The sequence below is a fragment of the Streptomyces sp. R11 genome (genome assembly GCF_041051905.1).
Classification (GTDB): domain Bacteria; phylum Actinomycetota; class Actinomycetes; order Streptomycetales; family Streptomycetaceae; genus Streptomyces.
The window spans coordinates 5,041,522-5,068,232 of sequence record NZ_CP163432.1; the positions used below are offsets into that span (position 1 = coordinate 5,041,522).

General features: G+C 70.5%; 20 protein-coding genes. 16 read left to right on the forward strand and 4 right to left on the reverse strand.

Features of this window, described 5'->3' with window-relative positions; all coding sequences use genetic code 11:
• Positions 1 to 2: 2 nt before the first annotated feature.
• On the reverse strand, positions 3 to 2,663 hold the full coding sequence (locus AB5J55_RS23375) for a bifunctional SulP family inorganic anion transporter/carbonic anhydrase (RefSeq protein ID WP_369272536.1): 2,661 nt from the start codon (positions 2,661 to 2,663) through the stop codon (positions 3 to 5).
• Between the two features lie 301 nt (positions 2,664 to 2,964).
• Here AB5J55_RS23375 and AB5J55_RS23380 point away from each other — a divergent pair, with 301 nt between their 5' ends.
• Positions 2,965 to 4,302 (forward strand): hypothetical protein, encoded by a 1,338-nt coding sequence (locus AB5J55_RS23380; RefSeq protein WP_369272537.1) that lies wholly within the window; start codon positions 2,965 to 2,967, stop codon positions 4,300 to 4,302.
• Between the two features lie 13 nt (positions 4,303 to 4,315).
• Here the strand turns inward: AB5J55_RS23380 and AB5J55_RS23385 are convergent, their stop codons facing one another.
• Positions 4,316 to 5,329 (reverse strand): ATP-binding protein, encoded by a 1,014-nt coding sequence (locus AB5J55_RS23385; protein ID WP_369272538.1) that lies wholly within the window; start codon positions 5,327 to 5,329, stop codon positions 4,316 to 4,318.
• A gap of 101 nt (positions 5,330 to 5,430) precedes the next feature.
• Between AB5J55_RS23385 and AB5J55_RS23390 the strand changes: the two genes are divergently transcribed.
• The gene (locus AB5J55_RS23390) at positions 5,431 to 6,255 is read left to right on the forward strand and encodes an oxidoreductase (protein WP_369272539.1); all 825 of its coding nucleotides are present in this window, start codon (positions 5,431 to 5,433) and stop codon (positions 6,253 to 6,255) included.
• A gap of 437 nt (positions 6,256 to 6,692) precedes the next feature.
• Here AB5J55_RS23390 and AB5J55_RS23395 read toward each other — a convergent pair whose 3' ends face one another.
• A complete protein-coding gene (locus AB5J55_RS23395) occupies positions 6,693 to 7,526 on the reverse strand; it encodes an HAD family hydrolase (RefSeq protein WP_369272540.1) in 834 nt (277 codons plus the stop codon).
• A 558-nt stretch (positions 7,527 to 8,084) separates the two neighbouring features.
• Between AB5J55_RS23395 and ssd the strand changes: the two genes are divergently transcribed.
• From ssd to AB5J55_RS23430, 7 genes are all read left to right on the forward strand, one after another.
• Positions 8,085 to 9,212 carry a septum site-determining protein Ssd gene (gene ssd, locus AB5J55_RS23400; protein WP_369272541.1) on the forward strand — a complete coding sequence of 376 codons (1,128 nt, stop codon included), beginning with the start codon at positions 8,085 to 8,087 and terminating at the stop codon, positions 9,210 to 9,212.
• Between the two features lie 431 nt (positions 9,213 to 9,643).
• Positions 9,644 to 10,810 (forward strand): TadA family conjugal transfer-associated ATPase, encoded by a 1,167-nt coding sequence (locus tag AB5J55_RS23405; protein WP_369276267.1) that lies wholly within the window; start codon positions 9,644 to 9,646, stop codon positions 10,808 to 10,810.
• A 91-nt stretch (positions 10,811 to 10,901) separates the two neighbouring features.
• Positions 10,902 to 11,762, forward strand: a complete 861-nt coding sequence (locus tag AB5J55_RS23410; protein WP_369272542.1) for a type II secretion system F family protein — start codon at positions 10,902 to 10,904, stop codon at positions 11,760 to 11,762.
• Positions 11,763 to 11,802: 40 nt separating this feature from the next.
• A complete protein-coding gene (locus AB5J55_RS23415; protein WP_369272543.1) occupies positions 11,803 to 12,591 on the forward strand; it encodes a type II secretion system F family protein in 789 nt (262 codons plus the stop codon).
• A 134-nt stretch (positions 12,592 to 12,725) separates the two neighbouring features.
• Positions 12,726 to 12,935 (forward strand): DUF4244 domain-containing protein, encoded by a 210-nt coding sequence (locus AB5J55_RS23420; protein WP_369272544.1) that lies wholly within the window; start codon positions 12,726 to 12,728, stop codon positions 12,933 to 12,935.
• A gap of 70 nt (positions 12,936 to 13,005) precedes the next feature.
• Positions 13,006 to 13,335, forward strand: coding sequence for a TadE family type IV pilus minor pilin (locus tag AB5J55_RS23425; RefSeq protein ID WP_369272545.1), 330 nt, complete (start codon positions 13,006 to 13,008; stop codon positions 13,333 to 13,335).
• Between the two features lie 167 nt (positions 13,336 to 13,502).
• Positions 13,503 to 13,925, forward strand: a complete 423-nt coding sequence (locus AB5J55_RS23430; protein ID WP_369276268.1) for an Rv3654c family TadE-like protein — start codon at positions 13,503 to 13,505, stop codon at positions 13,923 to 13,925.
• Positions 13,926 to 14,318: 393 nt separating this feature from the next.
• On the opposite strand, the gene AB5J55_RS23435 is transcribed toward AB5J55_RS23430, so the two are convergent.
• Positions 14,319 to 16,826 (reverse strand): DEAD/DEAH box helicase, encoded by a 2,508-nt coding sequence (locus tag AB5J55_RS23435; protein WP_369272546.1) that lies wholly within the window; start codon positions 16,824 to 16,826, stop codon positions 14,319 to 14,321.
• Positions 16,827 to 16,908: 82 nt separating this feature from the next.
• Between AB5J55_RS23435 and bldG the strand changes: the two genes are divergently transcribed.
• From bldG to topA, 7 genes are all read left to right on the forward strand, one after another.
• Positions 16,909 to 17,250 carry an anti-sigma factor antagonist BldG gene (gene bldG, locus AB5J55_RS23440; protein ID WP_003975386.1) on the forward strand — a complete coding sequence of 114 codons (342 nt, stop codon included), beginning with the start codon at positions 16,909 to 16,911 and terminating at the stop codon, positions 17,248 to 17,250.
• 123 nt (positions 17,251 to 17,373) lie between these two features.
• Complete coding sequence (locus AB5J55_RS23445) at positions 17,374 to 17,811, forward strand: ATP-binding protein (RefSeq protein WP_369272547.1); 438 nt, start codon at positions 17,374 to 17,376, stop codon at positions 17,809 to 17,811.
• A 302-nt stretch (positions 17,812 to 18,113) separates the two neighbouring features.
• Positions 18,114 to 20,519: a sodium-translocating pyrophosphatase gene (locus tag AB5J55_RS23450; protein ID WP_369272548.1), complete on the forward strand. Its 2,406-nt coding sequence runs from the start codon at positions 18,114 to 18,116 to the stop codon at positions 20,517 to 20,519.
• 214 nt (positions 20,520 to 20,733) lie between these two features.
• Positions 20,734 to 21,330, forward strand: coding sequence for a small secreted protein (locus tag AB5J55_RS23455; protein ID WP_369272549.1), 597 nt, complete (start codon positions 20,734 to 20,736; stop codon positions 21,328 to 21,330).
• Between the two features lie 37 nt (positions 21,331 to 21,367).
• Entirely contained in the window at positions 21,368 to 22,918 is a 1,551-nt protein-coding gene (locus AB5J55_RS23460) for a methyltransferase (protein WP_369272550.1), read from the forward strand.
• Between the two features lie 354 nt (positions 22,919 to 23,272).
• Entirely contained in the window at positions 23,273 to 23,470 is a 198-nt protein-coding gene (locus AB5J55_RS23465) for a hypothetical protein (RefSeq protein WP_369272551.1), read from the forward strand.
• A 245-nt stretch (positions 23,471 to 23,715) separates the two neighbouring features.
• Positions 23,716 to 26,553, forward strand: a complete 2,838-nt coding sequence (gene topA, locus AB5J55_RS23470; protein ID WP_369272552.1) for a type I DNA topoisomerase — start codon at positions 23,716 to 23,718, stop codon at positions 26,551 to 26,553.
• The last annotated feature ends 158 nt before the right edge of the window (positions 26,554 to 26,711 follow it).

A 26,711-nucleotide genomic window follows, 5' to 3' on the forward strand; every position in this document is an offset into this window, starting at 1 on the left:
CATCACGCCGACAGATCCGCCACTCCCACGTGGTCGAACACGTCGTCCGTGCCCTCTTCGCCCTCCTCGGCGAGCAGATACGCCTGCGCCTCGCCCACGTGGAAGTACATCCCGTGCAGCTCCAGCGCCCCCTCCCGCAGGGCGCGGGCCACCGACTCGTGCGCTCGCAGGTGCTCCAACTGCTGGACCACGTTGGTCAGGCAGAGCTGCTCGACAGCGTCGGCCGGGGCCCGCCCGGCGAGTCTGGCCCACGGCCGGTCCTCGTCGGACATCCGCTCCAGGCTCGGCACCCCGTGCCGCAGCCACCTCCTGAGCGGGGTCTGCGGGCCGTCCGGTTCGGAGTTGAGCAGCGTCTGCATGGCCCCGCACCCGGAGTGCCCGCACACCGTGACGGACCGCACCTCCAGCACGTCCACCGCGTACTCGATCGCGGCCGCCACCGAATCGTCCCCGCTCTCCTGGCCGGGCAGCGGAACGAGGTTGCCCACGTTGCGCACCACGAACAGGTCGCCGGGACCACTGGAGGTGATCATCGACGTGACCAGTCGTGAGTCCGCGCAGGTGAGGAACAGCTGGGAAGGCTGCTGCCCCTCCCGCGCCAGCCGCGCCAGCTCGCCCCGCACCAAGGGCGCGGTGTTGCGCTGGAACGCGCTGATGCCTCGGGCCAGTTGACGGCCGCTCGGGCGACTACCGTCAGTGCCGCCGGCCACCCCGCGGACCTCGCTGCCCGCGCCGACCCTGTCCGCCCCGTCGACCCCGCTCTCGTGGGGGCGGGCGGATCCGGTGGGGCTCTCGGTGCCGTCGGCCCTGCCGAGACCGCCGACCGTGTCGGTGCCGTCGGTGCCGTCGGTGCCGTCGGTGCCGTCGGTGGCGCCGGTGTGGCCAGGGGCTCCTGCGTTGCCAGAGGCTCCAGTGTTGCCGGGCGCGTCTGCCTCGTCGCTGTCGTCGGTCGCGATCGCCTGCGCTTGCCCAGGCTCTCCGTCGCGGGACGTGACGGACTCCGGGATCTCGCACTGGTGGTTGCGCCAGGCTGTCCAGGGGTGGCAACGGCAGCCGGCCGGCTCGGCCGTGCCCGTCCCGTCGAGATGGAGACCGACCGGTCCGGTCGGCTCACCGATCCGGACCACGGATCTGCGGCCGATCAGCTCGACGGAGCCACCGTGGGCGGTGTGCGTGTTCTGCCAGTCCTGCAGTGACTCGTACGCCGCGTGGTCCATGAACGAACCGTCCAACTCCACCACGGCTTGCGCGCCTTGGGGTACGAGATGCAGGGCCCGGCTGAGCCGCGGCACCGCGAGGAACGTCAACTGGCCTCTCACATGTACGTGATGGACTCCTTCCTTCTCGTCGTGCGTGATGCGGGTGCGGGTGAGGCGGTGCAGGGCGACGGCGACGGCCATGGCGATTCCCAGCGCCACGCCCTCAAGGACGCCGAAGAACACCACGCCGAGGGTGGTGATGGCGTACACCAGCACCTCTCGGTGGCGGGTCACCGTGCGGATGTGGTGCAGGGACACCATCTGGATGCCGACGGCCATCACCAGGGCGGCGAGCGAGGCGAGCGGGATGAGCTCCAGGATCGGGACCATCAGCAACGCGGCGACTACTACGAGAACGCCGTGCAGCATCGTGGAGTTCCGGCTGACGGCACCGGCATGCACATTCGCGGAACTGCGCACGGCCACCCCGGCGATGGGCAGCCCGCCGAGCGCGCCGGAGACGACATTGGCGGCGCCCTGACCGAGCAGCTCACGGTCCAGGTCGGAGCGCCCGACACGGGCGGACAGCTCCGGCCGCGTGGCGACCAGCTTGTCCACGGCGACCGCACCGAGCAGCGACTGCACGCTGCACACCAGGGTGATGGTCAGCACGGCGGCGACCAGGCCGAGGACCGGGCCTTCGGGGAGTGCGGCCAGCGCGTGGCTGCTCCAGGACGGCAGGTCGACCTTGGGGAGGCTGAGCCCGGCGAATGACGCGGCTGTGCTGGCTCCGGCGACTGCGACGAGCGGGGCCGGCACCTTGCGCAGGAGCCCGCCCATGCGGCCCGGGATCCGGGGCCAGGCCAACAGCAGGACGAGGGTCAGCGCGCTCACCGACAGAGCGGCTGCATGCACGCCGGCCAACTGGGCCGGAAGCTCACGCATGTTGTCGAGGACCGAGCTGTGCGGGGTGCCGCCGAGGACGATGTGGAGCTGGGCCACGGCGATGGTGACGCCGATGCCGGCGAGCATGCCGTGCACGATGGCGGGGCTGACGGCGAGTGCGGAGCGAGCCACGCGCACGAAACCCAGGCCGAGTTGGGCAAGGCCGGCGAGGACGGTGATGGCACAGGTCGTACGCCATCCGTATCTCTGGATGAGCTCGGCGGTGACGACCGTGAGACCGGCCGCGGGTCCGCTGACCTGGAGCGGCGTGCCGCCGAGATAGCCGACGACGATCCCGCCGACGGCCGCGGCGACGAGGCCGGCCTGGAGGGGCGCGCCCGTGGCGAGGGCGATGCCCAGGGACAGGGGGAGTGCGATCAGGAAGACCGCGATCGAGGCCGATACGTCGGCGCCCGCGATGCGGTAACGGGGCCGCCTGGTCGGGGGCGGGCTGTGGGGTTCGTGGAGGTGATTCTCTCGGCTTGGTTCCTCGGTGCGGGTGGGGACGAAGGCTGACATGTTTTCCCGTCTCCTCCGGGGCAGCGCGGTCGCGGATCTGGTGGTCCCCCGCTCTTCGGCGAGGGGTCGGGTCGGCGGCCGTGTGGTCACGGCGTGCAGCGGCGGGATGCATCAACAGTCGGTAAACGGATCGTAATGCAGAGTAAAGGACCGGAATAGTTTTTCCGAGCAAATGGACTAATAAATCCCTCTAAAGGGTGAAGTGGCCGATTAGTCGGCTTGTCGTACTAATTCCTTCTCGAACCCATGCGACTTTGGCGGCGCTGTCGGCACCCGAGAGAAGGAAGAAGGTGGACGGAACATGGCCGCCACCCGCCACAACGCCGCCCCTCGCGCAATCGCCGCGTCACACAGGGCCTCCGCGACGCACAGGATTACCGCGGGCACCGCGATCGCGGCGGTCTGTGCCGCTTCGCTCGCGGGTTGCTCGACCGGCACCGACGCCGGGCAGGGCGTGCCCGGACCACCGAAGGTCAAGCCGGCGGCACCCGCCCCGCAGAACGTCGTCCGACTGATCGGCGACGGGTCCACCGCGTACACCGGAGCACAGCCGCATCTGCTCAGACCGGAGCGGCTGAAGCCCGGTCAGAAGCCGCCGCAGTTCGTGGTGTTCTCCTGGGACGGCGCCGGCGAGGACGGCCAGAAGCTGTTCTCCCACTTCCGCAAGGTTTCCAAGGCGAACAACGCGACGATGACGTACTTCCTCAGCGGCGTGTACATGCTGCCGAACCACAAACGCGACCTGTACCGGCCGCCCCAGCACTCCCCGGGCCGCTCCGACATCGGCTTCAACGACGAGGAGGGCATCGCCGACACCGTGAAGCAGCTGCGCCTCGCATGGCTCGAAGGCAACGAGATCGGCACTCACTTCAACGGCCATTTCTGCGGCAGCGACGGCGGGGTCGGCGAATGGTCGGTGAAGGAATGGAAGGACGAGATCGCCCAGGCGAAGAAGTTCGTGAAGTCCTGGAAGACCAACGCCGGCATGACGAAGACGCCCCCTCTGCCCTTCGACTACGACAAGGAGCTCATCGGCGCCCGCACACCCTGTCTGGAAGGCCAGAAGAACTTTGTGAAGGCCGCGCGGGATCTCGGCTTCCGCTACGACTCCAGCGGCGTCAACACCCAGCTCTGGCCCACGAAGAAGGAGGGTCTGTGGGATCTGTCGCTGCAGCTCGTGCCCTTCCCCGGGCACTCCTACGAGCAGCTCACCATGGACTACAACTTCATGGTCAACCAGTCGGGCACCAACAGCCAGGGCGACCCCGCCAAGCACGACTTCTGGGGCAATCAGATGCGGGACGGTCTGCTCAAGGGCTTCCACCGGGCCTACGACGGCAACCGCGCGCCCCTGATCATCGGCAACCACTTCGAGTCCTGGAACGGCGGCACCTACATGCGCGCCGTCGAGGACGTCGTCGAGGCCGTCTGCAACAAACCCGACGTGCGCTGCGTGTCCTTCCGCCAGCTCGCCGACTGGCTGGACGCCCAGGACCCGGCGACCTTGAAGAAGCTGCGCACCCTCGGGGTCGGTGAGGCCCCGAAGGAGGGCTGGGCGTCCTTCCTGTCCGGGCGCCCGGCCCCGGCCCCGAAGGGGGTGCCCGGGGCGCCGGCGGTCAAGGAAGGGGCCAAGGAATAGGTCAAGCGGTCGGTCAAGCAGTGGGAGTCAGGTGGGAGTTGTTGCCCCCGGTCACGGCAGCGACGTTCCCGCCGAGTACGAATCCGGGGTCGATCTGCGCCGCCAGGTCGGCCCCGGTGCGCTCGTTGCCCCAGGACTGGGCGTTCTTCAGGTGGAAGTGCGCCATCTGGCGGGTGTACCGCTCCCAGTCCCGTAGCTCGTGCGTGGCGTCCACGGCCGTGTGCAGGCGGCGCAGGGCGAGCTGATTGGCGTCCTCCAGGAGCTCGAACCGGGGCGGGCGGCCCTTCTCCATGGCACGCACCCAGTCCGAGTGCCCGACGGTCACCAGCAGGTCGTCTCCGACCTCGGCGCGGAGGAAGTCGAGATCGTCCTGACCCTGCACCTTGTTGCCGACGACCTTCAGGATGACGCCGAAGTCGCGGGCGTACTCCTTGTACTGGCGATAAACGGAAACCCCCTTCCGGGTCGGCTCGGCGACGAGGAACGTGATGTCGAAGCGGGTGAACATGCCGGAGGCGAACGAGTCTGAGCCCGCCGTCATGTCGACCACGACGTACTCGTCGGGGCCGTCCACCAGGTGGTTCAGGAACAGCTCCACCGCCCCGGTCTTGGAGTGGTAGCAGGCGACCCCGAGATCGGAGTCCGTGAAGGGGCCGGTGACCATCAAACGGACGGCGCCGCCGTCGAGTTCCACCGGCCGGGCGCATGCGTCGTACACCGCATTGCTCTCACGCACCCGCAGCAGCCGCGATCCCCGGCCCGGTGGTGTCGTCTTGATCATCGTCCGGGCAGAGGTGATCCGCGGATTGGAACCGCGCAGGTAGTCCTTGATCAACGACAGCCGTTCGCCCATCGCGGGCAGTGCGGCGGCCTCCGTGTCGTCGAGGCCGAGCGCGGCTCCCAAGTGCTGGTTGATGTCGGCGTCGACGGCGACGACGGGCGCGCCCGTCGCGGCGAGGTGGCGGATGAACAGGGAGGACAGGGTCGTCTTGCCGCTGCCGCCCTTCCCGACGAAAGCAATTTTCATGTTCACAAAGGGTAGTGGAGTGGTAGCTGTACGTGGCACGCGTGCGTGAAGAAGGCCACTCGATCGTGGGGTGCGCGCCCTGGTTGCGTAGTGTCGTACTCATGAGTACGACAGGCGCGTCCGCCGATCCGCTCGCGACTCTCGGTTCCCTGCCCGGTGTGCCCGAGTCCGTGGAGTCCGTGCGTAAGTCCGTGGACCGGGTGTACGGGCACCGGATCATGCGGCGCCGCAGCAACGAGATCACCGCCGAGGCGGCGCTGCGCGGCGCCCGCGGGTCCGCGTCCCTGTCCGGGGCCGACTGGGCGCTGGAAGAGGTGCGCCGGCGTACCGACTTCAGCGGTGACGACGAGGCGCGCGTTGTGGGCGCCTCGCTGCGGCTCACGGCCGAGGCAGGTCAACTCCTGTCCATCTGGCGGCAGTCGCCGCTGCGGGTGCTGGCCCGGCTGCACCTGGTGGCGGCGGCGAGCAAGGACGACCGGGTCGGAAGGCCGCGGCAGGAGGGCGAGCCGGTCGACGAGCCGCTGGTCGAGCTGCCGCAGCCGAGCGCGGCGGAGGTGCATGGCCGACTCGAGGGGCTGTCCGAGCTGATCATCGCCGGCGGTTCGGCGCCCGCGCTGGTGACGGCCGCCATCGTGCACGGCGAGCTTCTCGCGCTGCGTCCCTTCACCTCCCACAACGGCCTGGTCGCGCGCACGGCCGAGCGCATCGTCCTGGTCGGCAGCGGCCTCGACCCGAAGTCCGTCTGCCCGGCCGAGGTCGGCCACGGCGAACTGGGCCGCGCGGCCTATCTGGCGGCGCTCGACGGCTACGTCTCGGGCACCCCCGAGGGCATGGCCGCCTGGATCGCCCACTGCGGCAAGGCGATCGAGCTCGGCGCGCGCGAGTCGACGGCTGTCTGCGAGGCGCTTCAGCGCGGCGCGGCGTGACGCACACGCGCGTGAGGCGTTGCGTGCCGCAAAGCATTGCGATGCGCAGGGCATGAAAAAAGCCCCCGAGGGGGCTCATAAGAGTTGCGGCGGTACGAGGATTCGTACCGCCGCTGGCATGTCCACCGGGTTACCAGGCGTCCTCGATGTGTTGCCCATCAGGTCGGGAACTTTGCCCGTCACCTGGTGCGGCTGGCCCGTAATCGACGGGTCGACGTCGCGTGGGTGCCCGGTGTCCATGCTCGGTCCGTGGGGCCAAATGCGTATTTAAGGTGATCCTCTCGGATGTCCTTGGTCTCGCGGGCCGTTGAGTCCTTTGTACTCCAGGACCCAACCAAGCGGAAGGCCTGGCTGCAGTTCTTTACTTTTGCCCGCAAAACGGAGACAAACGGTCATCGGTAAGTCGAACGTGGTCCGCCCAGTCCGGGAACCGCAGTTCAGGCGAGCGCGGAGCGGCGTCGACTCGCGTACCAGACGAGGCCCGCGGTGGCCGCTGCGGCTCCTATGGCCGCAGCCGCGACAAGGGCGGGACGCGGAGGCACGGAGAACGAAGGAATGCGCTGCTTGAGCCGGACCGGGCGATGGAAGTCGAGAATCGGCCACCCGCGCGCGAGTGCCTCCCGGCGCAGTGTGCGGTCGGGATTCACCGCATGCGGATGGCCGACGGCCTGAAGCATCGGCAGATCGGTGGCCGAGTCGCTGTAGGCGTAGCAGCGGGAGAGGTCGTAGCCCTCGGACGCGGCCAGCTCCTTGATCGCCACGGCCTTCGTCGGGCCGTACGCGTAGTACTCCACCTCTCCGGTGAAGCAGCCGTCGTCGCCCACGACCATGCGTGTGGCCACCACGCGGTCGGCGCCGAGCAGCTCGCCGATCGGCTCGACCACCTCCGCGCCCGACGTGGACACGATCACGACGTCGCGGCCGGCGGTGTGGTGCTCCTCGATGAGGGAGGCGGCCTCGTCGTAGATGATCGGGTCGATCAGATCGTGCAGCGTCTCGGCGACGATCTCCTTGACCTGCTGGACGTTCCAGCCGCGGACGAGCGCGGAGAGGTACTCGCGTGTGCGCTCCATCTGGTCATGGTCCATACCGCCCAGGCGGAAGACGAACTGGGCATATGCGGTCCGCAGGGCGGCCCGGCGGTTGATCAGACCGCCTTGGTAGAAGGACTTGCTGAACGTGAGCGTGCTCGACTTCGCAATGACCGTCTTGTCCAGGTCAAAGAAGGCGGCTGTGCGGGGCAAGGAGTGGTTTTCCACGACCCTGAGCATAGGCGCAGCCCATTCGGCGTAAGGTGGGCGCGTGGGTTTGCCTGAGAGGGCTCTCGGGTACACCATGGAAGTCACGGATCGTTCGCGACCGTGCTAACCCGGTCCGACTCCTCCCCCCCCGAGTCGGCCGTGGAGACGACCCCCGCTCTCCCCCCCGGCGGGGGTCGTCGCATGTCCGGGTGCATTTTCCCCTTCCGAGCGCGGCCGCAGGGCCGAGTTGAGGCGGCCGCGGCCGTCTCTTTCGCATGCCCATGATTCATCACTGTGTGTAGCGATCGTGCTGCTCTCCGGAAGTCGCACAGGGGTCGGTGCGGGGGTCACCGGTTTGGGTGACTGCGATATTCACAACCGCCGAGTTGTCCACAGTTATCGACCAAGATCCACACGATTTCCGGGATCGCTGCACCGTGTTTCCAGCGCGTCCCGCTCAGGCCGACTTCATGGCCGGTTCTGGTTTGTCGGGCGCGTTTGGCCGGTTCGTATCGGCCGTTCATATGGGGGCCGCTTGCCGGTTCTTCACACGTTTGGGAATCGCGGGGCCGCAGGGCTGCGCGAGTGATGCAGCGAAGGGGGACGGAAACCGTGACCGCAATCGTCACACACGATCCGCCGCCCGCCGCCTCAGGGCGGCCGGGCAAGCCGTTGATCGTCACGGAGGACGCCGATCTGCTCGACGACCTGCTGCGCCTGTGCGCCGCGGCAGGCGCCACACCGGAGGTCCACCACGGAGTGCCCGAGCCCAGGGGCAGCTGGGAGGCCGCACCGCTCGTCATGGTCGGCGACGACGCCGCACGCCGCGTGCGCGGCGCCGGACGCCGACGGGGAGTCGTGCTCGTCGGCCGGGACCAGGACGACTCCGGGGTCTGGCGCCGGGCCGTCGAGATCGGCGCCGATCACGTCCTGATGCTGCCGGACGGCGAACAGTGGCTGGTCGACCGCATCGCCGACGTCGCCGAGGGCGTCGGAAGCCCCGCCCTCACCGTCGGCGTCATCGGCGGACGCGGCGGGGCCGGAGCCTCCACGCTCGCATGCGCCCTCGCCGTCACCGCCGCGCGTGAGGGGCTGCGCACGCTGCTCGTGGACGCCGATCCGCTGGGTGGCGGACTCGACGTACTCCTCGGCGGCGAGTCTGCAGAGGGCCTGCGCTGGCCGGCATTCGCCGGCTCACGCGGGCGGCTCGGCAGTGGCGCTCTGGAGGAGTCGCTGCCGAAACTGCACTCCCTGCGGGTCCTGAGCTGGGATCGCGGCGACTGCGTCGCCGTCCCGCCACAGGCGATGCGAGCGGTCCTCGCCGCGGCCCGGCGCCGCGGCGGCGCGGTCGTCGTCGACCTGCCCCGCCGCATCGACGAAGGGGTCGCGCAAGCCCTCGCCCAACTCGACGTCGGGATCCTCGTGGCCCCCGCCGAACTGCGCGCCGTGGCTGCAGCTCGGCAGGTGGCCTCCGCGGTCCAACTGGTCCTGCGCGACCTGCGGGTGGCGGTACGCGGACCGTACGCGGCAGGGCTCGACGACCGCGAGGTCGCCCGACTCCTGGATCTGCCGCTCGTGGGTGAGGTGCCGGTCGAGTCGGGACTGCTGCGGCCGCACGAGAGCAAAGATCCGCCGGGGGCGGCGGGGCGAGGGCCGTTGGCCCGGTTCTGCCGGGAGTTCTGGGAGCGGGCGTTGCTTGAGGCGAGGGTGGCATGAGTACGGCTTCGGGGCTTGGGCGGGGTGGCGGACGCGAGGCTGAGTCGGTCGGGGCGTTGTCTGACGGGGTGCGAGTGGGCGGCGTGGCGCCGGGCGTCGGGGCCCGTAGGGGTACGCCGCGGTGGGCGTCGGATGGGGCTGCGGGCGACGCTGATGAGCGGCGGCGTCCGGTGGGTCGTGCGGTGCGTGGAGGTGCGGCGGGGCGGTTGTCGGACCACTTAGCGGGCGGGGCTGTGGGTGGGCGGCTGTCGGACCGTACGGCGATTTCGGGTGCCGGGCGGCGGGAGTTGGCGGACAGGGACGGATCGTCTGCCGTGTGGGGGGAGTCGGGCGACAGAGACGGATCGTCTGCCGTGTGGCGGGAGTCGGGCGACAGGGCCGGTACGTCGGCTGTGCGGTGGGCGTCGGAGGGGCCGGCGGCCGGGGTGGGCATGCCGGCGGGGCTGCTCGACGGGGTGCGGCAGTGGCTGGCCGAGAGCGGGGCCGAACCGACTCCGGCACGGGTCGCACAGGCCCTGCGGGAACAGGGCAGGGTGCTGGGGGACGCCGAAGTCCTCGGGGCGGCCGAGCAGTTGCGGTCCGAGCTGGTCGGGAGCGGCCCGCTGGAGCCGCTGCTCGCTGATCCGTCCGTGACGGATGTGCTGGTCTCGGCGCCGGACCGGGTCTGGGTGGACCGGGGCGGCGGACTGGAGCTGACATCCGTGTCCTTCCCGGACGCGTCGGCCGTACGGCGCCTCGCGCAACGCCTCGCCGCGGTGGCAGCGCGGCGCCTGGATGACGCGCGGCCCTGGGTGGACGCCCGGCTGCCCGACGGCACCCGGCTGCACGCGGTGCTGCCACCGGTGGCCGTCGGCTGCACCTGCCTGGCGCTGCGTGTCGTACGGCCGCGGGCGTTCATGCTCGACGAGTTGGTCGCGGCCGGCACGGTGCCGCCGGGCGGGGACCGGGTCCTGCGGGCGCTGGTCGAGGCACGGCTGTCCTTCCTGATCAGTGGTGGGACCGGCAGCGGCAAGACGACGCTGCTGAGCGCGCTGTTGGGGCTCGTCGGGGCGGGGGAGCGGATCGTCCTCGCGGAGGACTCGGCAGAACTCAGGCCGGACCACCCGCATGTCGTACGGCTGGAGAGCAGACCCGCCAACCAGGAGGGCGCCGGACTCGTCACCCTCGAGGACCTTGTGCGGCAAGCACTGCGCATGCGGCCGGACCGGCTGGTCGTGGGCGAGGTGCGAGGGCCCGAAGTGGTGCATCTGCTGGCGGCGTTGAACACCGGCCACGAGGGAGGCTGCGGGACCGTCCACGCCAACGCGGCGGCCGACGTGCCGGCCCGACTGGAGGCGCTCGGAACGGCGGCCGGGCTCGACCGGGCCGCACTGCACAGCCAGTTGGCGGCGGCGCTGTCGGTCGTAGTGCATCTCGTACGCGACCGGAACGGACGGCGCCGGATCGCCGAGGTGCATGTCCTGGAGCGGGACCCGTCGGGGTTGGTGCGGACTGTGCCGGCGCTGCGGTGGGGCGCGGAGGGGTTCGCGTACGAGCGGGGGTGGGAGCGGCTTCGGGGGCTGCTTCGGGAGGAGGGCGATGGCGGGGCGGACGTGTGAGGGGTGCGGGGCACGGGGCGTGAGGGGTGCCCGGTCATGAGGGACGCGGGGCGTGAGAGCTGCGCAGACGTGAAGGGTGTGGGTGATCCGAATGGGTGAGATGTCGTTGGGCGCAGCCGTGGCCTGCCTCGGGGCGGCGGTCTGGTTGCTGGGTGGGCGGAATTCCGGTGCGCGGCGGGCGCAGCTGCTGCTCGCGGGCGGTGGGGCTGTGGGTGCCGGGCCGCCGGAGTGGCGGCAGACGGCCCAGGAGCTGGGGCGGCTTCGTGAGCGGTTGCGGGCCGAGTGGTGGGCGCCGGTCCTCGGGTTGGTGGTGGCCGTGCTGGGGTCGTCGGTGTTGCCGATCGTCGCGGGGGCGGCCGGGGTGCCGGTGCTGCGGCGGGTACGGCTGGCCCGAGAGGCGCGGCGGGCACGGGAGCGTCGCGGGGACACGGTGATCGCGCTGTGCGGGGCGCTTGCCGGGGAGGTGCGGGCCGGACGGCAGCCGGGGGAGGCCTTGCTGCTGGCGGCGCGGGACTCCGGTGGGCTTGGTGAGGCGCAGGCCGCGGTGCTGGCGGCGGCGCGGTTCGGCGGGGATGTGCCGGGCGCCCTCGCCTTGGCGGCACGGCAGCCGGGCGCCGAGGGCTTGTCGGGACTGGCGGCGTGCTGGCGGGTTGCCGTGGACCAGGGAGCGGGGCTCGCGGCCGGGCTCGACCGGCTGGAAGGGGCGTTGCGGGTTGAACGTGACCAACGTGCAGATTTGCGTGCTCAGTTGGCGGGCGCTCGCTCGACGGTGGTGATGCTCGCCGGTCTGCCGGTCCTCGGATTGCTGCTCGGGGCCGCCATGGGGGCCGAACCGTTGCGGGTGCTGCTGCATACCGGGGCGGGGATCGGGTGCCTGGCCGTCGGGGGCGTGCTGGAGGGGCTGGGGATGTGGTGGGCACTGCGGATCGTGCGGGGAGCGGAGGCGACGTGAGGGCGCGAACCGGTCGAAGGCGTGAGAGGGAGGTGGCGGCGTGAACGCGGAGGTTGTCCACAGGGTGGGGACGGCGCTTGGGGCGGTGCTGGTCGTCGCGTGCGCTTTGTGGTGGTTGCTCGTGGCCAGAAGCGAGAGAAAGGCCCGGCGACGGCTCGCCGAGTTGATGACGACGGTCGATCCGGCGTCGAGTCGCCGGCGGTTCGACGTCCGGCGGGGCGTGCGGCGGGCGCTGCCCATGGCGGCTGTCGTGGCTGCCGGTTGGGCGGTGGTCGGCGGTGTCGCCGGGCTGGCGGTGGGGTTGATCGTCGCGGCCGGGCTGTGGGGGTGGCGGCGTCGGCAGGAAGCCGTCAGCCCCGCAGAGGAAGTCGACGCCGGTGAAGTGGCGAGACAACTCGCGCTCGCGGCGGACCTGTTGGCGGCCTGCATCGCTGCAGGAGCCGCTCCGGTGATCGCGGCACAGGCTGTCGGCGAGGCCCTGGGCGGCCCCGTCGGGGACCGGCTCGCGCGAGGCGCCGCGGAAGTGCGGCTGGGCGGTGAACCGGGCGAGGCGTGGCAGCGGTTGGCCTCGTTGCCGAGGGCCGGGCCGCTGGCGCGGCTGCTGGAACGGGCCGACGTGTCCGGGCTCCCCGCGGCCGGGCCGGTCGCACGGATCGCCGCGGAGGCCCGCGCCGACTGGGCGCGCGCTGCGACGGAACGTGCCAGGCGGGCGGCCGTCATGGTGAGCGCGCCGGTGGGGCTGTGCTTCCTGCCCGCGTTCATCGCGGTCGGGGTCGCGCCGGTGGTGATCGGGCTGGCGGGTGGGGTGCTGGGAGGGGGTGGCGGGTGACGCGGTGAGGGACCGAACGCGGCAGACGGCTGCGGGTCAGCGGGACCTTCAACGGGTCAGCGGGACATTCAACGGATTAGTAGCAGGGCATTCAACAGCTGGTTTCAACGGAACTGGGCTCTACGGGGGTTGAGATGTACAAGGCGGTACAGGCACGGATGCGGGCCCTGGTGTGCAGGATGCGGGCGGCGCGGAGGGACGCGGGGATGGTCACCTCCGAGTACGCGATGGGGATCGTCGCGGCGGTGGCCTTCGCAGTGGTGCTCTACAAGGTCGTGACGAGCGGGCAGGTCAGCGCGCAACTACAGGACGTCGTGAAGCAGGCACTCGATGCGCGGATGTGAGCCGAGGAGCGGGAGGAGGAGCAAGCGGAGGCCGGGTCGGTACGCGGTCTGGAGTTCGGACCAGGGATTCGTGACGGCGGAATCAGCTGTCGTGCTGCCCGTGCTGGTGATGTTCGCGATGGCCTTGGTGTGGGGGCTGCTCGTGGTGGCCGCGCAGATCCAGTGCGTGGACGCCGCTCGGACGGGCGCCCGCGCGGCAGCCCGGCAGGATCCGGCCGACGCGGTCATCGAGGTCACCCGGGAGGCGGCACCGCGCGGTGCGACGGTCACGGTCGGCAGGAAGGGGGACGAGGTTCGCGTGGTCGTCGTGGCCAAGCCGCCGGTGCTGGGCGGCCTTCCCTTCGAGGTACGGGAGGAGGCCGTGGCGTCGGCGGAGGAGACGGTGGGGGCCGGGACATGAGAAGGAGTCGGGCAGTACGCACCGAGTCTGTCACCGGGCAGGGCCCTGGGCGGGGGGCGGCGGGCGGTCGGCGGTTCGGGAGGGGCGTTGGCGCAGACGCCGAGGCCGACTGGGACGAGGACGAGGACCAGGACCAGGGCAGGGGCAAGCACCGCGCCCGGGGCCGAGTGGCCCGACGGCGCGCCGCCGCCCTCCGCTCCGATCGCGGCTCCGCCACCGTCTGGAGCGTCGGCGCCATCGCCGTGCTCTGTGTCGTCTTCGGCGTCGTACTCACCCTGGGACAGGCCGTCATGACCCGCCACCGCGCGGCCGGCGGTGCCGATCTCGCGGCACTGGCGGCGGCCGACCACTGGGCGGAGGGCGGTACGGCGGCCTGCGCTCGGGCGGAACGGGTGGCTGAGGCTCAGGGGGTGCGGCTGGTGCGGTGCGTGCTGGTGGGGGAGGTGTCGGATGTGACGGCGGCGTCGGGTCGGGGGCCGTTCGCTGCGGAGGTCAGGGCGCGTGCGGGGCCGGCGGGGCTCGCCGAGCCGACTCGGGCGTCCCTGGTGCCGGGCCTCAGCCGTTCGGCCCTGAGGGGACGGACCGGCTGACGGGGTAGTCCGCAGGTCCCCCTTGAGGGTGCCGACTGGTCGACGCCGCCTCCCTGACCGTTACGCGGCCAGCGGCGGCTCCTCCTGCCGTGCAGGGGCCGGGGCAGGCTTTCTCACGCCCGGTTCGGGACAGACTCGCCCTCGGGGCCAGGGGCGGGCTTGGCTCTTCCTTCCGGTGCGGGACAGCCGCGCACGCCGGGGCCAGGGCGGGGGCCAGGGCGGCCTCCGCGTACCGAGCCGCGACAGCCTCGCCCTCCCGATCCGCGACGACAGCCTCCCAGTCCCCGCCCCGGCCGTCCCCCTCGCCGGCACTCAGCCCGGACCGCCCGGCGCCACCCAACCAGGCCCCGCGGTCTCACCCAACCCAGACCGCCCGCTTTCACCCAGCTCACGTCACGCGGCCTCACCCGGGCCGGACCCCCCGCCCTCACCCACCCCAGCCTCCGCCGTCTCCTCCGGCGCCCCCCGCAGCAGCACAGTGAGCAGCCGCACCGCCCCGCGCTTGTGCAGCGGATCGTTGCCGTTGCCGCACTTGGGGGACTGGATGCAGGACGGGCAGCCGGCGTCGCATTCGCAGGAGGAGATGGCCTGGCGGGTGGCGGTGAGCCAGCTGCGGGCGGTGTGGAAGGCGCGCTCGGCGAAGCCCGCGCCGCCGGGGTGGCCGTCGTAGACGAAGACCGTCGGGAGAAGCGTGTCGGGGTGCAGCGGGATCGAGACGCCGCCGATGTCCCAGCGGTCGCAGGTCGCGAAGAGGGGCAGCAGGCCGATCGAGGCGTGCTCGGCGGCGTGCAGGGCGCCGCCGAGGATCTCCGGGTTGATCCGGGCCTCGTCCAACTGGTCCTCGGTGACCGTCCACCACACCGCGCGGGTGCGCAGCGTACGAGGGGGGAGGTCGAGTTTCGTCTCGCCCAGTACTTCGCCGGTGATCAGTCGGCGCCGCAGGAAGGAGACCACCTGGTTGGTGACCTCGACGGAGCCGTAGCACAGGCGGCCGTCACCCCATGGGACCTCGATGTCCGTCTCCAGGACGGAGATCGCCGTCGTGTCGCGGGCGACCGTCGAGTACGACGGGGAGGCCTCCTCGACCAGGGCGACCGAGTCCTCCAGGTCGAGGGAGCGCACCAGGTACGTACGGCCCTGGTGCAGGTGCACCGCGCCCTCGTGCACCGTGCCGTGCGCGGCGCCCGCGTCGACGGTGCCGAGCAGCCGACCCGTCCCGGACTCGACCACCTGGACCGGACGGCCGCCCTCGCCGCGGATGTCGGTCAGGTCGGCGGCCCGTTCCCGGCGCGTCCAGTGCCAGGCCTTCGTGCGCCGGCGCAGTAGCTTCGCGGCCTCCAGCTGCGGCAGCAGAGCCCCGGCCTCGGGGCCGAACAGCTCCAGGTCCTCGTCCGTCAGCGGAACTTCGGCGGCCGCGGCGCACAGGTGCGGGGCGAGGACGTACGGGTTGTCGGGGTCGAGGACCGTCGACTCCACCGGACGGTCGAACAGGGCCTCGGGATGGTGGACGAGGTAGGTGTCCAGCGGGTCGTCGCGGGCGACCAGGACGGCCAGCGCGCCCTGCCCGGAGCGGCCTGCCCGGCCCGCCTGCTGCCACAGGGACGCGCGCGTGCCCGGGTAGCCGGCGATCAGCACGGCGTCCAGGCCCGACACGTCGATGCCGAGTTCAAGGGCCGTGGTGGCGGCGAGGCCGAGGAGTTCGCCGGAGTGGAGGGCCTGTTCCAGGGCGCGGCGTTCCTCGGGGAGGTAGCCGCCGCGATACGCCGCGACACGCCGGGCGAGGGAGCGATCTACCTCGGCGAGGCGTTCCTGCGCGATGACCGAGATCAGCTCGGCGCCGCGCCGGGAGCGCACGAAGGCGACCGTGCGGGTGCCCTGGACGGCGAGGTCGGTCAGCAGGTCGGCCGTTTCGGCGGTGGCGGTGCGGCGGACGGGGGCGCCCTTTTCTCCCTGGAGCTCGGTGAGCGGGGGCTCCCAGAGGGCGAAGACCAGCTCGCCGCGCGGGGAGGCGTCGTCGGCGACCTCCACCACCGGGAGGCCGGTGAGACGGCCGGCGGCGACCGCGGGCTCGGCGGCGGTCGCGGAGGCCAGCAGGAAGACCGGAGAGGCCCCGTAGCGGGCGCACAGGCGGCGCAGGCGGCGCAGGACCTGGGCGACGTGGGAGCCGAAGACACCGCGGTAGGTGTGGCACTCGTCGATGACGACGTACTTCAGCGCCTTCAGGAAGGAGGACCAGCGCGGGTGGGACGGGAGTATGCCGCGATGCAGCATGTCGGGGTTGGTCAGGACGTAGTTGGCGTACTGGCGGATCCACTCGCGTTCCTCGAACGGAGTATCGCCGTCGTACACGGCCGGCCGTACGGAATTGCCCAGCGGATGTGAAAGTTCCTTCACCGAACGGCACTGATCCGCCGCAAGAGCCTTGGTCGGAGCCAGGTAGAGGGCGGTGGCGCCGCGTCCGTTCGGCGCCTCGGAGCCGTCCAGGAGCGTCGAGAGAACCGGCACCAGGTAGGCCAGGGACTTGCCCGACGCCGTGCCCGTGGCGACGACCACCGAGTCGCCGTCCAGGGCGTGCTCGGCGGCGCGTGCCTGGTGGGCCCAGGGATGTTCGATTCCCGCCGTCTGCACCGCGGCGATGATCTCCGCGCGGATCCGGTCAGGCCAGACTGCATGGCGACCGGCGCGCGGGGGCACATGCTCCGTATGAGTGATGCGCGAAGCGCGGTTCGGTCCCGAGGCGAGCCGTCCCAGCACCGTGCCCGGGTCCGCCCGGGAAACGGGGCCCGTCGGGGATCGATCGGATCGGAGATTCTTGGCCATCGGCACCGAGTGTGTCACTGGCGTGACGGACAATGGGACCAAGGCGTCGTGCACGCCTGCCGGTAAGTGATTGAATGCCATCGCGGCTGGCGAACCGTCCAGGGGGCTGTAAGCCGAGGTGTCCCTAGGGACGACCGCTCGATAGCAAGGTGCTGGAGGATCCGTGGACCTGTCCCTGTCGACCCGTACCGTCGGCGATCGTACGGTCGTCGAGGTCGGTGGCGAAATCGACGTATATACCGCGCCCAAGCTGCGCGAGCAGTTGGTCGAGCTGGTGAACGACGGGAGTTTCCACCTCGTCGTCGACATGGAGGGCGTGGACTTCCTCGACTCCACCGGGCTCGGCGTGCTGGTCGGCGGCCTGAAGCGTGTGCGTGCCCATGAGGGCTCCCTGCGCCTGGTCTGCAACCAGGAGCGCATTCTGAAGATCTTCCGTATCACCGGCCTCACCAAGGTGTTCCCGATCCACACCTCGGTCGAGGAAGCGGTAGCGGCGACCGACTGATCACCGGACCCGGGCACGCCGTACGGCGGCGTGCCCGGGTCCGCAGAAGGTGAAAGTGAAGGGGGACTGGGCTTTCGGCGGCCCGGTCCCCCGACAGCACGCCCGTAGTTCTGAGGGGGATGCATGGCCACCGTTGAACTCCGCTTCAGCGCGCTGCCCGAGCACGTCAGGACCGCCCGACTGGTGGCGGCAGCGGTGGCGCGCAGGGCCGGAGTGGACGAGGCCGTACTCGACGAGGTCAGGCTCGCCGTCGGCGAGGCCTGCACCCGTGCCGTCGGACTGCACCAGAGCGTCGGCATCACCGCGCCGGTGAAGGTGGCGCTGATCGAGGAGGAGAAACAGTTCTCCATCGAGGTCGGCGACGAGGCACCACGCTCCGTTCCCGGTGAACGGGGAGCCGGCGCCGCGGGCGGCGACGGCGAAGTCGAGGCCGAGGAGGACGAGATGGGCCTCGCGGTCATCAGCGGACTCGTCGACGACGTCGAGGTCTCCGCGGGGGAGCACGGTGGGCTGATCCGGATGACCTGGCCGACCACACCGTCGGCCGCGGTGCTCTCCTGACCGACCCATCCAACCGTCTCATCGCGAAGGGGCCCTGCTCAGCAGGGCCCCTTCGCGTTTTTTCGGAGGGCGCGCGGGAATTCGTGAATGAATTCACGATCAATCCGCCGATAATTTGATCAAGTAAACGGGGCGTCAATGGTTTTGGGGCATTAGCGCTTTCGGGTTCTGTGGCGGTACGTCGATCATTTGCTGAACGGCATGTGAAGGCTGATTCCGTTTACCGCGCTCTGTTTTGATCAGGTTCCGGTACCTAGAATCCGTCCACATCTTGAGCTCAGCCCAAGCGTCAAGGAGGACGAATGGCGGGGCTTTCTACCCCTCATCAGCTGGACCATCCCACTACCCTCGCGGCCGCAGTACTGACGGACGACAACCGGATCATCATCACGATCATCGGTGTCGTTGCGCTGGCAGCGCTCGTGGTCGCCGGAGTCCTGGTGCGCCAGGTGCTCGCGGCGGGCGAGGGCACCGACAGCATGAAGAAGATCGCGACGGCCATCCAGGAAGGCGCGAACGCCTATCTGGCCCGGCAGTTGCGCACGCTCGGCGTATTCGCCGTGGTCGTGTTCTTCCTGCTCATGCTGCTGCCCGCGGACGACTGGAATCAGCGCATCGGCCGATCCGTGTTCTTCTTGATCGGCGCCGCGTTCTCGGCGGGCACCGGTTATATCGGCATGTGGCTCGCCGTGCGCAGCAATGTGCGCGTTGCCGCGGCCGCGCGGGAAGCGACCCCGGCGGAGGGTGAGCCGGAAAAGGATCTCACCGCCGTCTCGCACAAAGCCATGAAGATCGCTTTCCGTACCGGCGGCGTCGTCGGCATGTTCACGGTGGGGCTCGGCCTGCTGGGCGCCTCCTGTGTGGTGCTGGTGTACGCGGCCGACGCGCCGAAGGTGCTCGAAGGATTCGGTCTCGGTGCCGCGCTGATCGCGATGTTCATGCGTGTCGGCGGCGGCATCTTCACCAAGGCCGCCGACGTCGGCGCCGACCTGGTCGGCAAGGTCGAACAGGGCATTCCGGAGGACGATCCGCGCAATGCCGCGACCATCGCCGACAATGTGGGCGACAACGTCGGCGACTGCGCGGGCATGGCGGCCGACCTGTTCGAGTCGTACGCCGTGACCCTGGTCGCCGCGCTGATCCTCGGGTCGGCGGCGTTCGGTGACTCCGGGCTCGCCTTCCCGCTGATCGTGCCCGCGATCGGTGTGATCACCGCGATGATCGGCATCTTCGCCGTGGCACCGCGGCGCAGCGACCGCAGCGGCATGACGGCGATCAACCGCGGGTTCTTCATCTCCGCGGTGATCTCGATCGTGCTCGTCGCGGCCGCCGTGTTCATCTACCTGCCGTCGTCGTACGCCGACCTCGACGGCGTCACCGACGCGGCCATCGCGGCCAAGGACGGCGATCCGCGGATCCTCGCGCTCGTCGCCGTGGGCATCGGCATCGTGCTGGCCGCCGTCATCCAGCAGCTGACCGGCTACTTCACCGAGACCAACCGCCGGCCGGTCATGGACATCGGCAAGACCTCGCTCACCGGTCCGGCCACCGTCGTCCTCGCCGGAATCTCGGTCGGTCTGGAATCGGCCGTCTACACCGCCCTGTTGATCGGCCTCGGCGTCTACGGGGCGTTCCTGCTCGGCGGTACGTCGATCATGCTGGCGCTGTTCGCGGTGGCGCTGGCCGGCACCGGCCTGCTCACCACGGTCGGGGTGATCGTCGCCATGGACACCTTCGGTCCGGTCTCCGACAACGCGCAGGGCATCGCCGAGATGTCCGGCGACGTCGAGGGCGCGGGCGCCCAGGTGCTCACCAACCTGGACGCGGTCGGCAACACCACCAAGGCCATCACCAAGGGCATCGCCATCGCCACCGCCGTCCTGGCGGCAGCGGCGCTCTTCGGGTCGTACCGCGACGCCATCACCACCGGCGCGCGGGACGTGGGCGAGAAACTCAGCGGCGAAGGCGCGCCGATGAACCTGATGATGGACATCTCGCAGCCCAACAACCTCGTCGGCCTGATCGCCGGCGCGGCGGTCGTCTTCCTCTTCTCGGGGCTCGCCATCAACGCCGTGTCGCGGTCGGCGGGTTCCGTGGTGTACGAGGTGCGGCGGCAGTTCCGCGAGCGGCCCGGGATCATGGACTACACGGAGAAGCCGGAGTACGGCAAGGTCGTCGACATCTGCACCCGGGATGCCCTGCGCGAGCTCGCCACGCCCGGTCTGCTCGCCGTGTTGGCGCCCATTTTCATCGGGTTCACGCTCGGGGTCGGCGCCCTGGGCGCGTTCCTGGCGGGTGCGATCGGCTCCGGCACGCTGATGGCGGTGTTCCTGGCCAACTCCGGCGGTGCCTGGGACAACGCCAAGAAGCTCGTCGAGGACGGTCACCACGGCGGCAAGGGCAGCGAGGCCCACGCCGCGACGGTGATCGGCGACACGGTCGGTGACCCCTTCAAGGACACCGCCGGTCCCGCGATCAACCCGCTGCTGAAGGTGATGAACCTGGTCGCGCTGCTCATCGCGCCCGCGGTCATCCAGTTCAGCTACGGCGAGGACAAGAACGTGGGGGTACGGGTCGTGATCGCCGTACTCTCGCTCCTCGTCATCGTCGGCGCGGTGTACGTCTCCAAGCGGCGCGGCATCGCGATGGGTGACGAAGGCAACGCCGACAGGATGGCCAAGCCGGCCGATCCCGCGGTGGTTTCGTAGGCGGTCTCACGACGGCCGAGCTCAAGAGGCGGGCGGGCGGCGCGCATTGACGTGCCGCCCGCCCGTCTTGTGTCCGTTCACGCCCTAGCCGTGACCCTTCTCTCACATGGTGCAAAGACTTTGACAACGGCATGAATGCCGCATTCTGTGCGCGGCTGCCTCCCGCCCGCCGTGTAAGGTCCGGTGGCCGAGAGCCACGGAAGGGACCAAACCGGTGAACAAGAAGCTCACGGCCGCACTGTCCGGCGGTGCGGTGCTGCTGCTGGCGCTGACGGGATGCACGAGCGACGAGGGCAACCCGGAGCTGGACGCCTGGGCCAAGAAGGTCTGCGACGCGGTGCCGGCGCAGAACGCCAAGATCTCGGCGGCCTACGTCGCGATCACGAAGGCGGCCAAGGACACCACCAGCACGCCCAAGGAGCTCCAGCAGGCCGATTCCGAGGCCTTCCAGGACCTCGCCGACGGCTACAAGGCGCGCGCGTCCCTCATCAGCAACGCCGGTGCGCCTCCCGGCGTCGAGGACGGCGCGAAGGTCCAGCAGGACGTCGTCAAGAAGCTCACCGCCCTGTCCGCGGCATACGGCGACCTGAAGAAGCGGGTCGACGGCCTGGACACCAAGAACCAGGCGAAGTTCGCTTCCGGCCTGAAGGACGTGTCCGCCGAGATGAAGCAGGTGGAGACCCAGCGCAAGAGCGCGGTCACGGCGCTGAAGACGCTGGAGTCGGGCGACACCAAGAAGGCGCTGACCTCCCAGGAGGGCTGCAAGCAGGCCGCCGCGGTGACCGCGTCGGCAGGCGCCGCCGGCAGCTGAGCCCCCTCTGCGCGCGGGCGCGGGTCACAATGAGGGCGTGAGTGACTCCAGCCTGCCTGCCCTGCCCGCCTCCGACCGCCACGATGTCGCCGCCCGGCTGCGGGAGGCCCTGCTCGGGGCCTCCTTCACCGCCGACGGGTTGCTCGAACTGCTCGGCGCGCCCGCGTACGCGGCGCTCGCGCGCAGCGAGACCGTGCCCGCGCTCCGGGCGACCCGCGGAGACACGCCCCTGGAGGCGCTCGTACGGCTGTTCCTGTTGCAGCAGCCCGTCCCGCACGCGCGCGTGGCGGGTGTTCTGCCCGTCGACGCCTGCCTGGAGAGCGGGTGGCTGGTCCGGGTCGGCGGGAACCCGGCCGGATCCGGAGGCCCCGGCGACGACGTCGCCGCAACCGTCGACGTACGGCCGTACGGCGGGCCCGCGGGCGAGGACTGGTTCATCGTCTCCGACCTGGGGTGCGCGGTCGGCGGTGCCGGCGGCATCGGCAGCAAGGACGAGGGCGTCGTCCTCGGCGTCGGCGGCGCGTCCACGACCCTCGCGGGCATCACCGTCCGTACGCCCGTCTCCGCTGCCCTCGACCTCGGCACCGGTTCCGGAATCCAGGCGCTGCACGCCGCGCAGCACGCCACGCGCGTGACGGCGACCGACCTCAACCCGCGCGCACTGCACATCACCGCGCTCACGCTCGCGCTGTCCGGCGCCCCGGCCGCGGAGCTGCGGGAGGGCTCGCTGTTCGAGCCGCTCAGGAACGGCGAGACGTACGACCTGATCGTCTCGAACCCGCCCTTCGTGATCTCGCCGGGCGCACGGCTGACGTACCGCGACGGCGGGATGGGCGGGGACGATCTGTGCCGGTCGATCGTTCAGGGGGCAGGGGAGCGGCTGAGCGAGGGCGGGTTCGCGCAGTTCCTCGCCAACTGGCAGCACGTGGAAGGGGAGGACTGGCAGGACAGGCTGCGGTCGTGGGTGCCGCGCGGGTGCGACGCGTGGATCGTGCAGCGCGAGGTCCAGGACGTCACGCAGTACGCCGAGCTGTGGCTCAGGGACGCCGGCGACCACCGGGGTGACGCGGCCGAGTACCAGGCGCGCTACGACGCATGGCTGGACGAGTTCGAGGCGCGCAAGGTCAAGGCCGTGGGGTTCGGGTGGATCACCCTGCGCAAGACGTCGGACGCCGTGCCCGCGATCACGGTGGAGGAGTGGCCGCACCCGGTCGAGCAGCCGCTCGGGGAGACGGTCCGGGCGCACTTCGACCGGCTCGACTATCTGCGTGCCAACGACGACGCGGCCCTGCTGGAGGACCACTTCAGGCTCGTCGCCGAGATCGTGCAGGAGCAGATCGGGATGCCCGGAGCCGAGGACCCGGAGCACGTGGTGCTGCGCCAGCACCGCGGCATGCGCCGGGCCACCCAGGTGGACACGGTCGGCGCGGGCTTCGCGGGCGTGTGCGACGGCTCGCTGAGCGCGGGGCGCATTCTGGACGCCATCGCCCAACTCATGGGCGAGGACCCGGTGCTGCTCCGCGACCGTACGCCCGCACAGATCCGGCTGCTGGTGGAGCAGGGCTTTCTCGAGCCGGCCAGGCCATAGGCACTGTTCATGCGTCCGGCGAAATGATCTGCAAGAAGGGTTCCGGCAACGCCGCCGAGCTGTGCAGCGTCAAATTCGAGTCGATCTCGGCGCCGGGTCCGAAGGAGATCATCCAGGGCTCATCCACGGCTGGAACGCAGAGGTGGACTCGGACCGAGACCAGAGAGGGCCGTGGGTCTCATGGGCCTATGAGCCCCTTCTGGGGTGCTTCGGGACGGCTGAGTCCACCAGGGGCGGAAGTCCACAGCCGCGTCGGTTCCTCGTTCACCTCAGGTTCGCCTGTACGCCGTCCGTGCGTGTCAGCCTCGCCGGGCTGGGGCGCATACTGACGGGAGAAAAGGGGCAAACGGAACCATGGAAACGGGACCGGCACTCTTCGCCGGGGTTGTGTTCGCCCTGTTCGGAGGTGGGCTGCTGGCCTGGACCGTGGTCCGGGTGCGGCAGCGTCAGCCAGTCGCTCAGGGTGTGAGTCCCGTCGCATCGGCGACGCTCGCGGGCCTTGTCTCGGTGATCGCGCTGATCATCGGAACATGGTGCTTCACCCGACTCTGAGAACGGCCCACGAGCTGGGCGGCCGGTAATTGGGAGGTCCTCTTCCGGAAAGGCTCGAAAAGGCCGGTGGGCACTCCGGGCGGCAGGAATGGCGGAAGTCGGGTTACCGTTCGAGTGGCCGTTGCGGGCTTTTCCCGTTTGACAACCGGGCGGGATGTACCGTCACACTCCGCAGCGTCACCACCACCCGACCCCGGGATGTAGGCCTGGGGAGGCCCCAGCGTCGACCGGAGAGAAGAGCGAAGTTGTCCCCGACCAGCGAGACCGCACAGGGCGGCCGCCGACTCGTCATCGTCGAGTCGCCTGCCAAGGCGAAGACGATCAAGGGCTACCTGGGCCCCGGCTACGTAGTCGAAGCGAGCGTCGGGCACATCCGCGACCTTCCGAACGGCGCCGCGGAGGTGCCGGAGAAGTACACCGGCGAGGTCCGCCGCCTCGGCGTGGACGTCGAGCACGACTTCGAGCCGATCTATGTCGTCAACGCCGACAAGAGGGCCCAGGTCAAGAAGCTCAAGGACCTGCTGAAGGAGTCCGACGAACTCTTCCTCGCCACCGATGAGGACCGCGAGGGCGAGGCCATCGCGTGGCACCTCCAGGAAGTGCTCAAGCCCAAGGTCCCGGTCAAGCGGATGGTCTTCCACGAGATCACCAAGGCCGCGATCCAGGCCGCCGTCGCCAACCCGCGCGAGCTGAACCAGAAGCTGGTCGACGCCCAGGAGACCCGCCGCATCCTCGACCGCCTCTACGGCTACGAGGTCTCGCCGGTCCTGTGGAAGAAGGTCATGCCGCGGCTGTCGGCCGGCCGTGTCCAGTCCGTCGCCACCCGACTCGTCGTGGAGCGGGAACGCGAGCGCATCGCGTTTCGTTCTGCTGAGTACTGGGACCTGACGGGCACCTTCGCGACCGGCCGCGCCGGGGACTCGTCGGACCCGTCGTCGCTGGTCGCCCGCCTGCAGACCGTCGACGGCAGGCGGGTCGCGCAGGGCCGCGACTTCGACTCCCTGGGACAACTCAAGAGCGCGAACACCCTCCACCTCGACGAGTCGAACGCCCGCGCCCTCGCCGCCGCCCTCGAGAACACGCAGTTCGCGGTGCGGTCCGTCGAGTCCAAGCCGTACCGCCGCTCGCCGTACGCCCCGTTCCGTACGACGACGCTGCAGCAGGAGGCCAGCCGCAAGCTCGGCTTCGGCGCGAAGGCCACGATGCAGGTCGCGCAGAAGCTGTACGAGAACGGCTACATCACGTACATGCGTACGGACTCCACGACCCTGAGCGACACGGCCGTCGCGGCCGCCCGCGCCCAGGTCACGCAGCTCTACGGCGCCGACTACCTGCCGTCGGCCCCCCGGACGTACGCCGGGAAGGTCAAGAACGCGCAGGAGGCGCACGAGGCGATCCGCCCCTCCGGTGACCGCTTCCGCACGCCTGCCGAGACCGGGCTGACCGGCGACCAGTTCAAGCTCTACGAGCTGATCTGGAAGCGGACGGTCGCCTCGCAGATGAAGGACGCGACCGGTAACTCGGTCACGGTCAAGATCGGCGGCACGTCGGCCGACGGCCGGGACGTCGAGTTCAGCGCGTCCGGCAAGACGATCACCTTCCACGGCTTCCTGAAGGCCTACGTGGAGGGCGCCGACGACCCGAACGCCGAGCTGGACGACCGCGAGCGCCGACTCCCGCAGGTCAGCGAGGGCGACGCGCTCAGCGCCGAGGAGATCACGGTCGACGGGCACGCCACCAAGCCCCCGGCCCGCTACACCGAGGCGTCACTGGTCAAGGAGCTGGAGGAGCGGGAGATCGGCCGCCCGTCGACGTACGCGTCGATCATCGGCACGATCCTCGACCGCGGCTATGTGTTCAAGAAGGGCACGGCCCTGGTGCCGTCCTTCCTGTCCTTCGCCGTGGTCAACCTCCTGGAGAAGCACTTCGGGCGGCTCGTCGACTACGACTTCACCGCCAAGATGGAGGACGACCTCGACCGCATCGCCCGCGGCGAGGCCCAGTCCGTGCCGTGGCTGAAGCGGTTCTACTTCGGCGAGGGCACCCACAACGGCGGCGCGGCCGAGGCCGGCAACGGCGACGGGGACCACCTCGGTGGCCTCAAGGAGCTCGTGACCGACCTGGGCGCGATCGACGCCCGTGAGGTGTCGTCGTTCCCGGTGGGCAACGACATCGTGCTGCGGGTCGGCCGCTACGGCCCGTACATCGAGCGCGGCGAGAAGGACACCGAGCAGCACCAGCGCGCCGACATCCCGGAGGACCTGGCGCCGGACGAGCTGTCCGTTGAGATGGCCGAGGAGCTGCTGGCCAAGCCGAGCGGCGACTTCGAGCTGGGCAACGACCCGCAGACCGGCCACGCGATCGTCGCCAAGGACGGCCGCTACGGCCCGTACGTCACCGAGGTGCTCCCCGAGGGCACCCCGAAGACCGGCAAGAACGCCGTCAAGCCGCGTACGGCCTCGCTGTTCAAGTCGATGGCGCTCGACACGGTGACGCTCGAGGACGCGCTCAAGCTGATGTCCCTGCCGCGGGTCGTCGGCAAGGACGCGGAGGGCGTGGAGATCACCGCTCAGAACGGCCGCTACGGGCCGTACCTGAAGAAGGGCACGGACTCGCGGTCGCTGCAGGCCGAGGAGCAGCTCTTCACGATCACGCTGGAAGAGGCGCAGGCGATCTACGCCCAGCCCAAGCAGCGTGGCCGCGCGGCCGCCAAGCCGCCGCTGAAGGAGCTGGGCACCGACCCGGTGAGCGAGAAGCCGGTCGTGGTGAAGGACGGCCGCTTCGGCCCGTACGTCACCGACGGGGAGACCAACGCGACCCTGCGCTCCGGCGACAGCGTCGAAACGATCACCCCGGAGCGTGGCTTCGAGCTGCTCGCCGAGAAGCGGGCCAAGGGGCCCGCCAAGAAGACGGCGAAGAAGGCCCCCGCGAAGAAGGCGACCGCCAAGAAGGCCGCCCCGGCCAAGAAGACGGCCGCCAAGAAGACCGCGGCGAAGAAGACGACGACGGCTGCGAAGAAGACGACGGCGAAGAAGACGACCGCCAAGAAGGCGACGGCTTCGAAGTCGGCGAGCGAGGACTGAGACGCCGCCTGCGCGCACAGCGATCGGCCTTCGTGAAGTCCAACCGGGCTCTCACGAGGGCCGATTGAGGGTCCGGTTCTTCACTTCCGGTTCGCAAAACGAACGCCTCGGCATCAGTTTGGTGTCGGGGCGTGCGTACGTTCGGGCGGGAGCGCCGG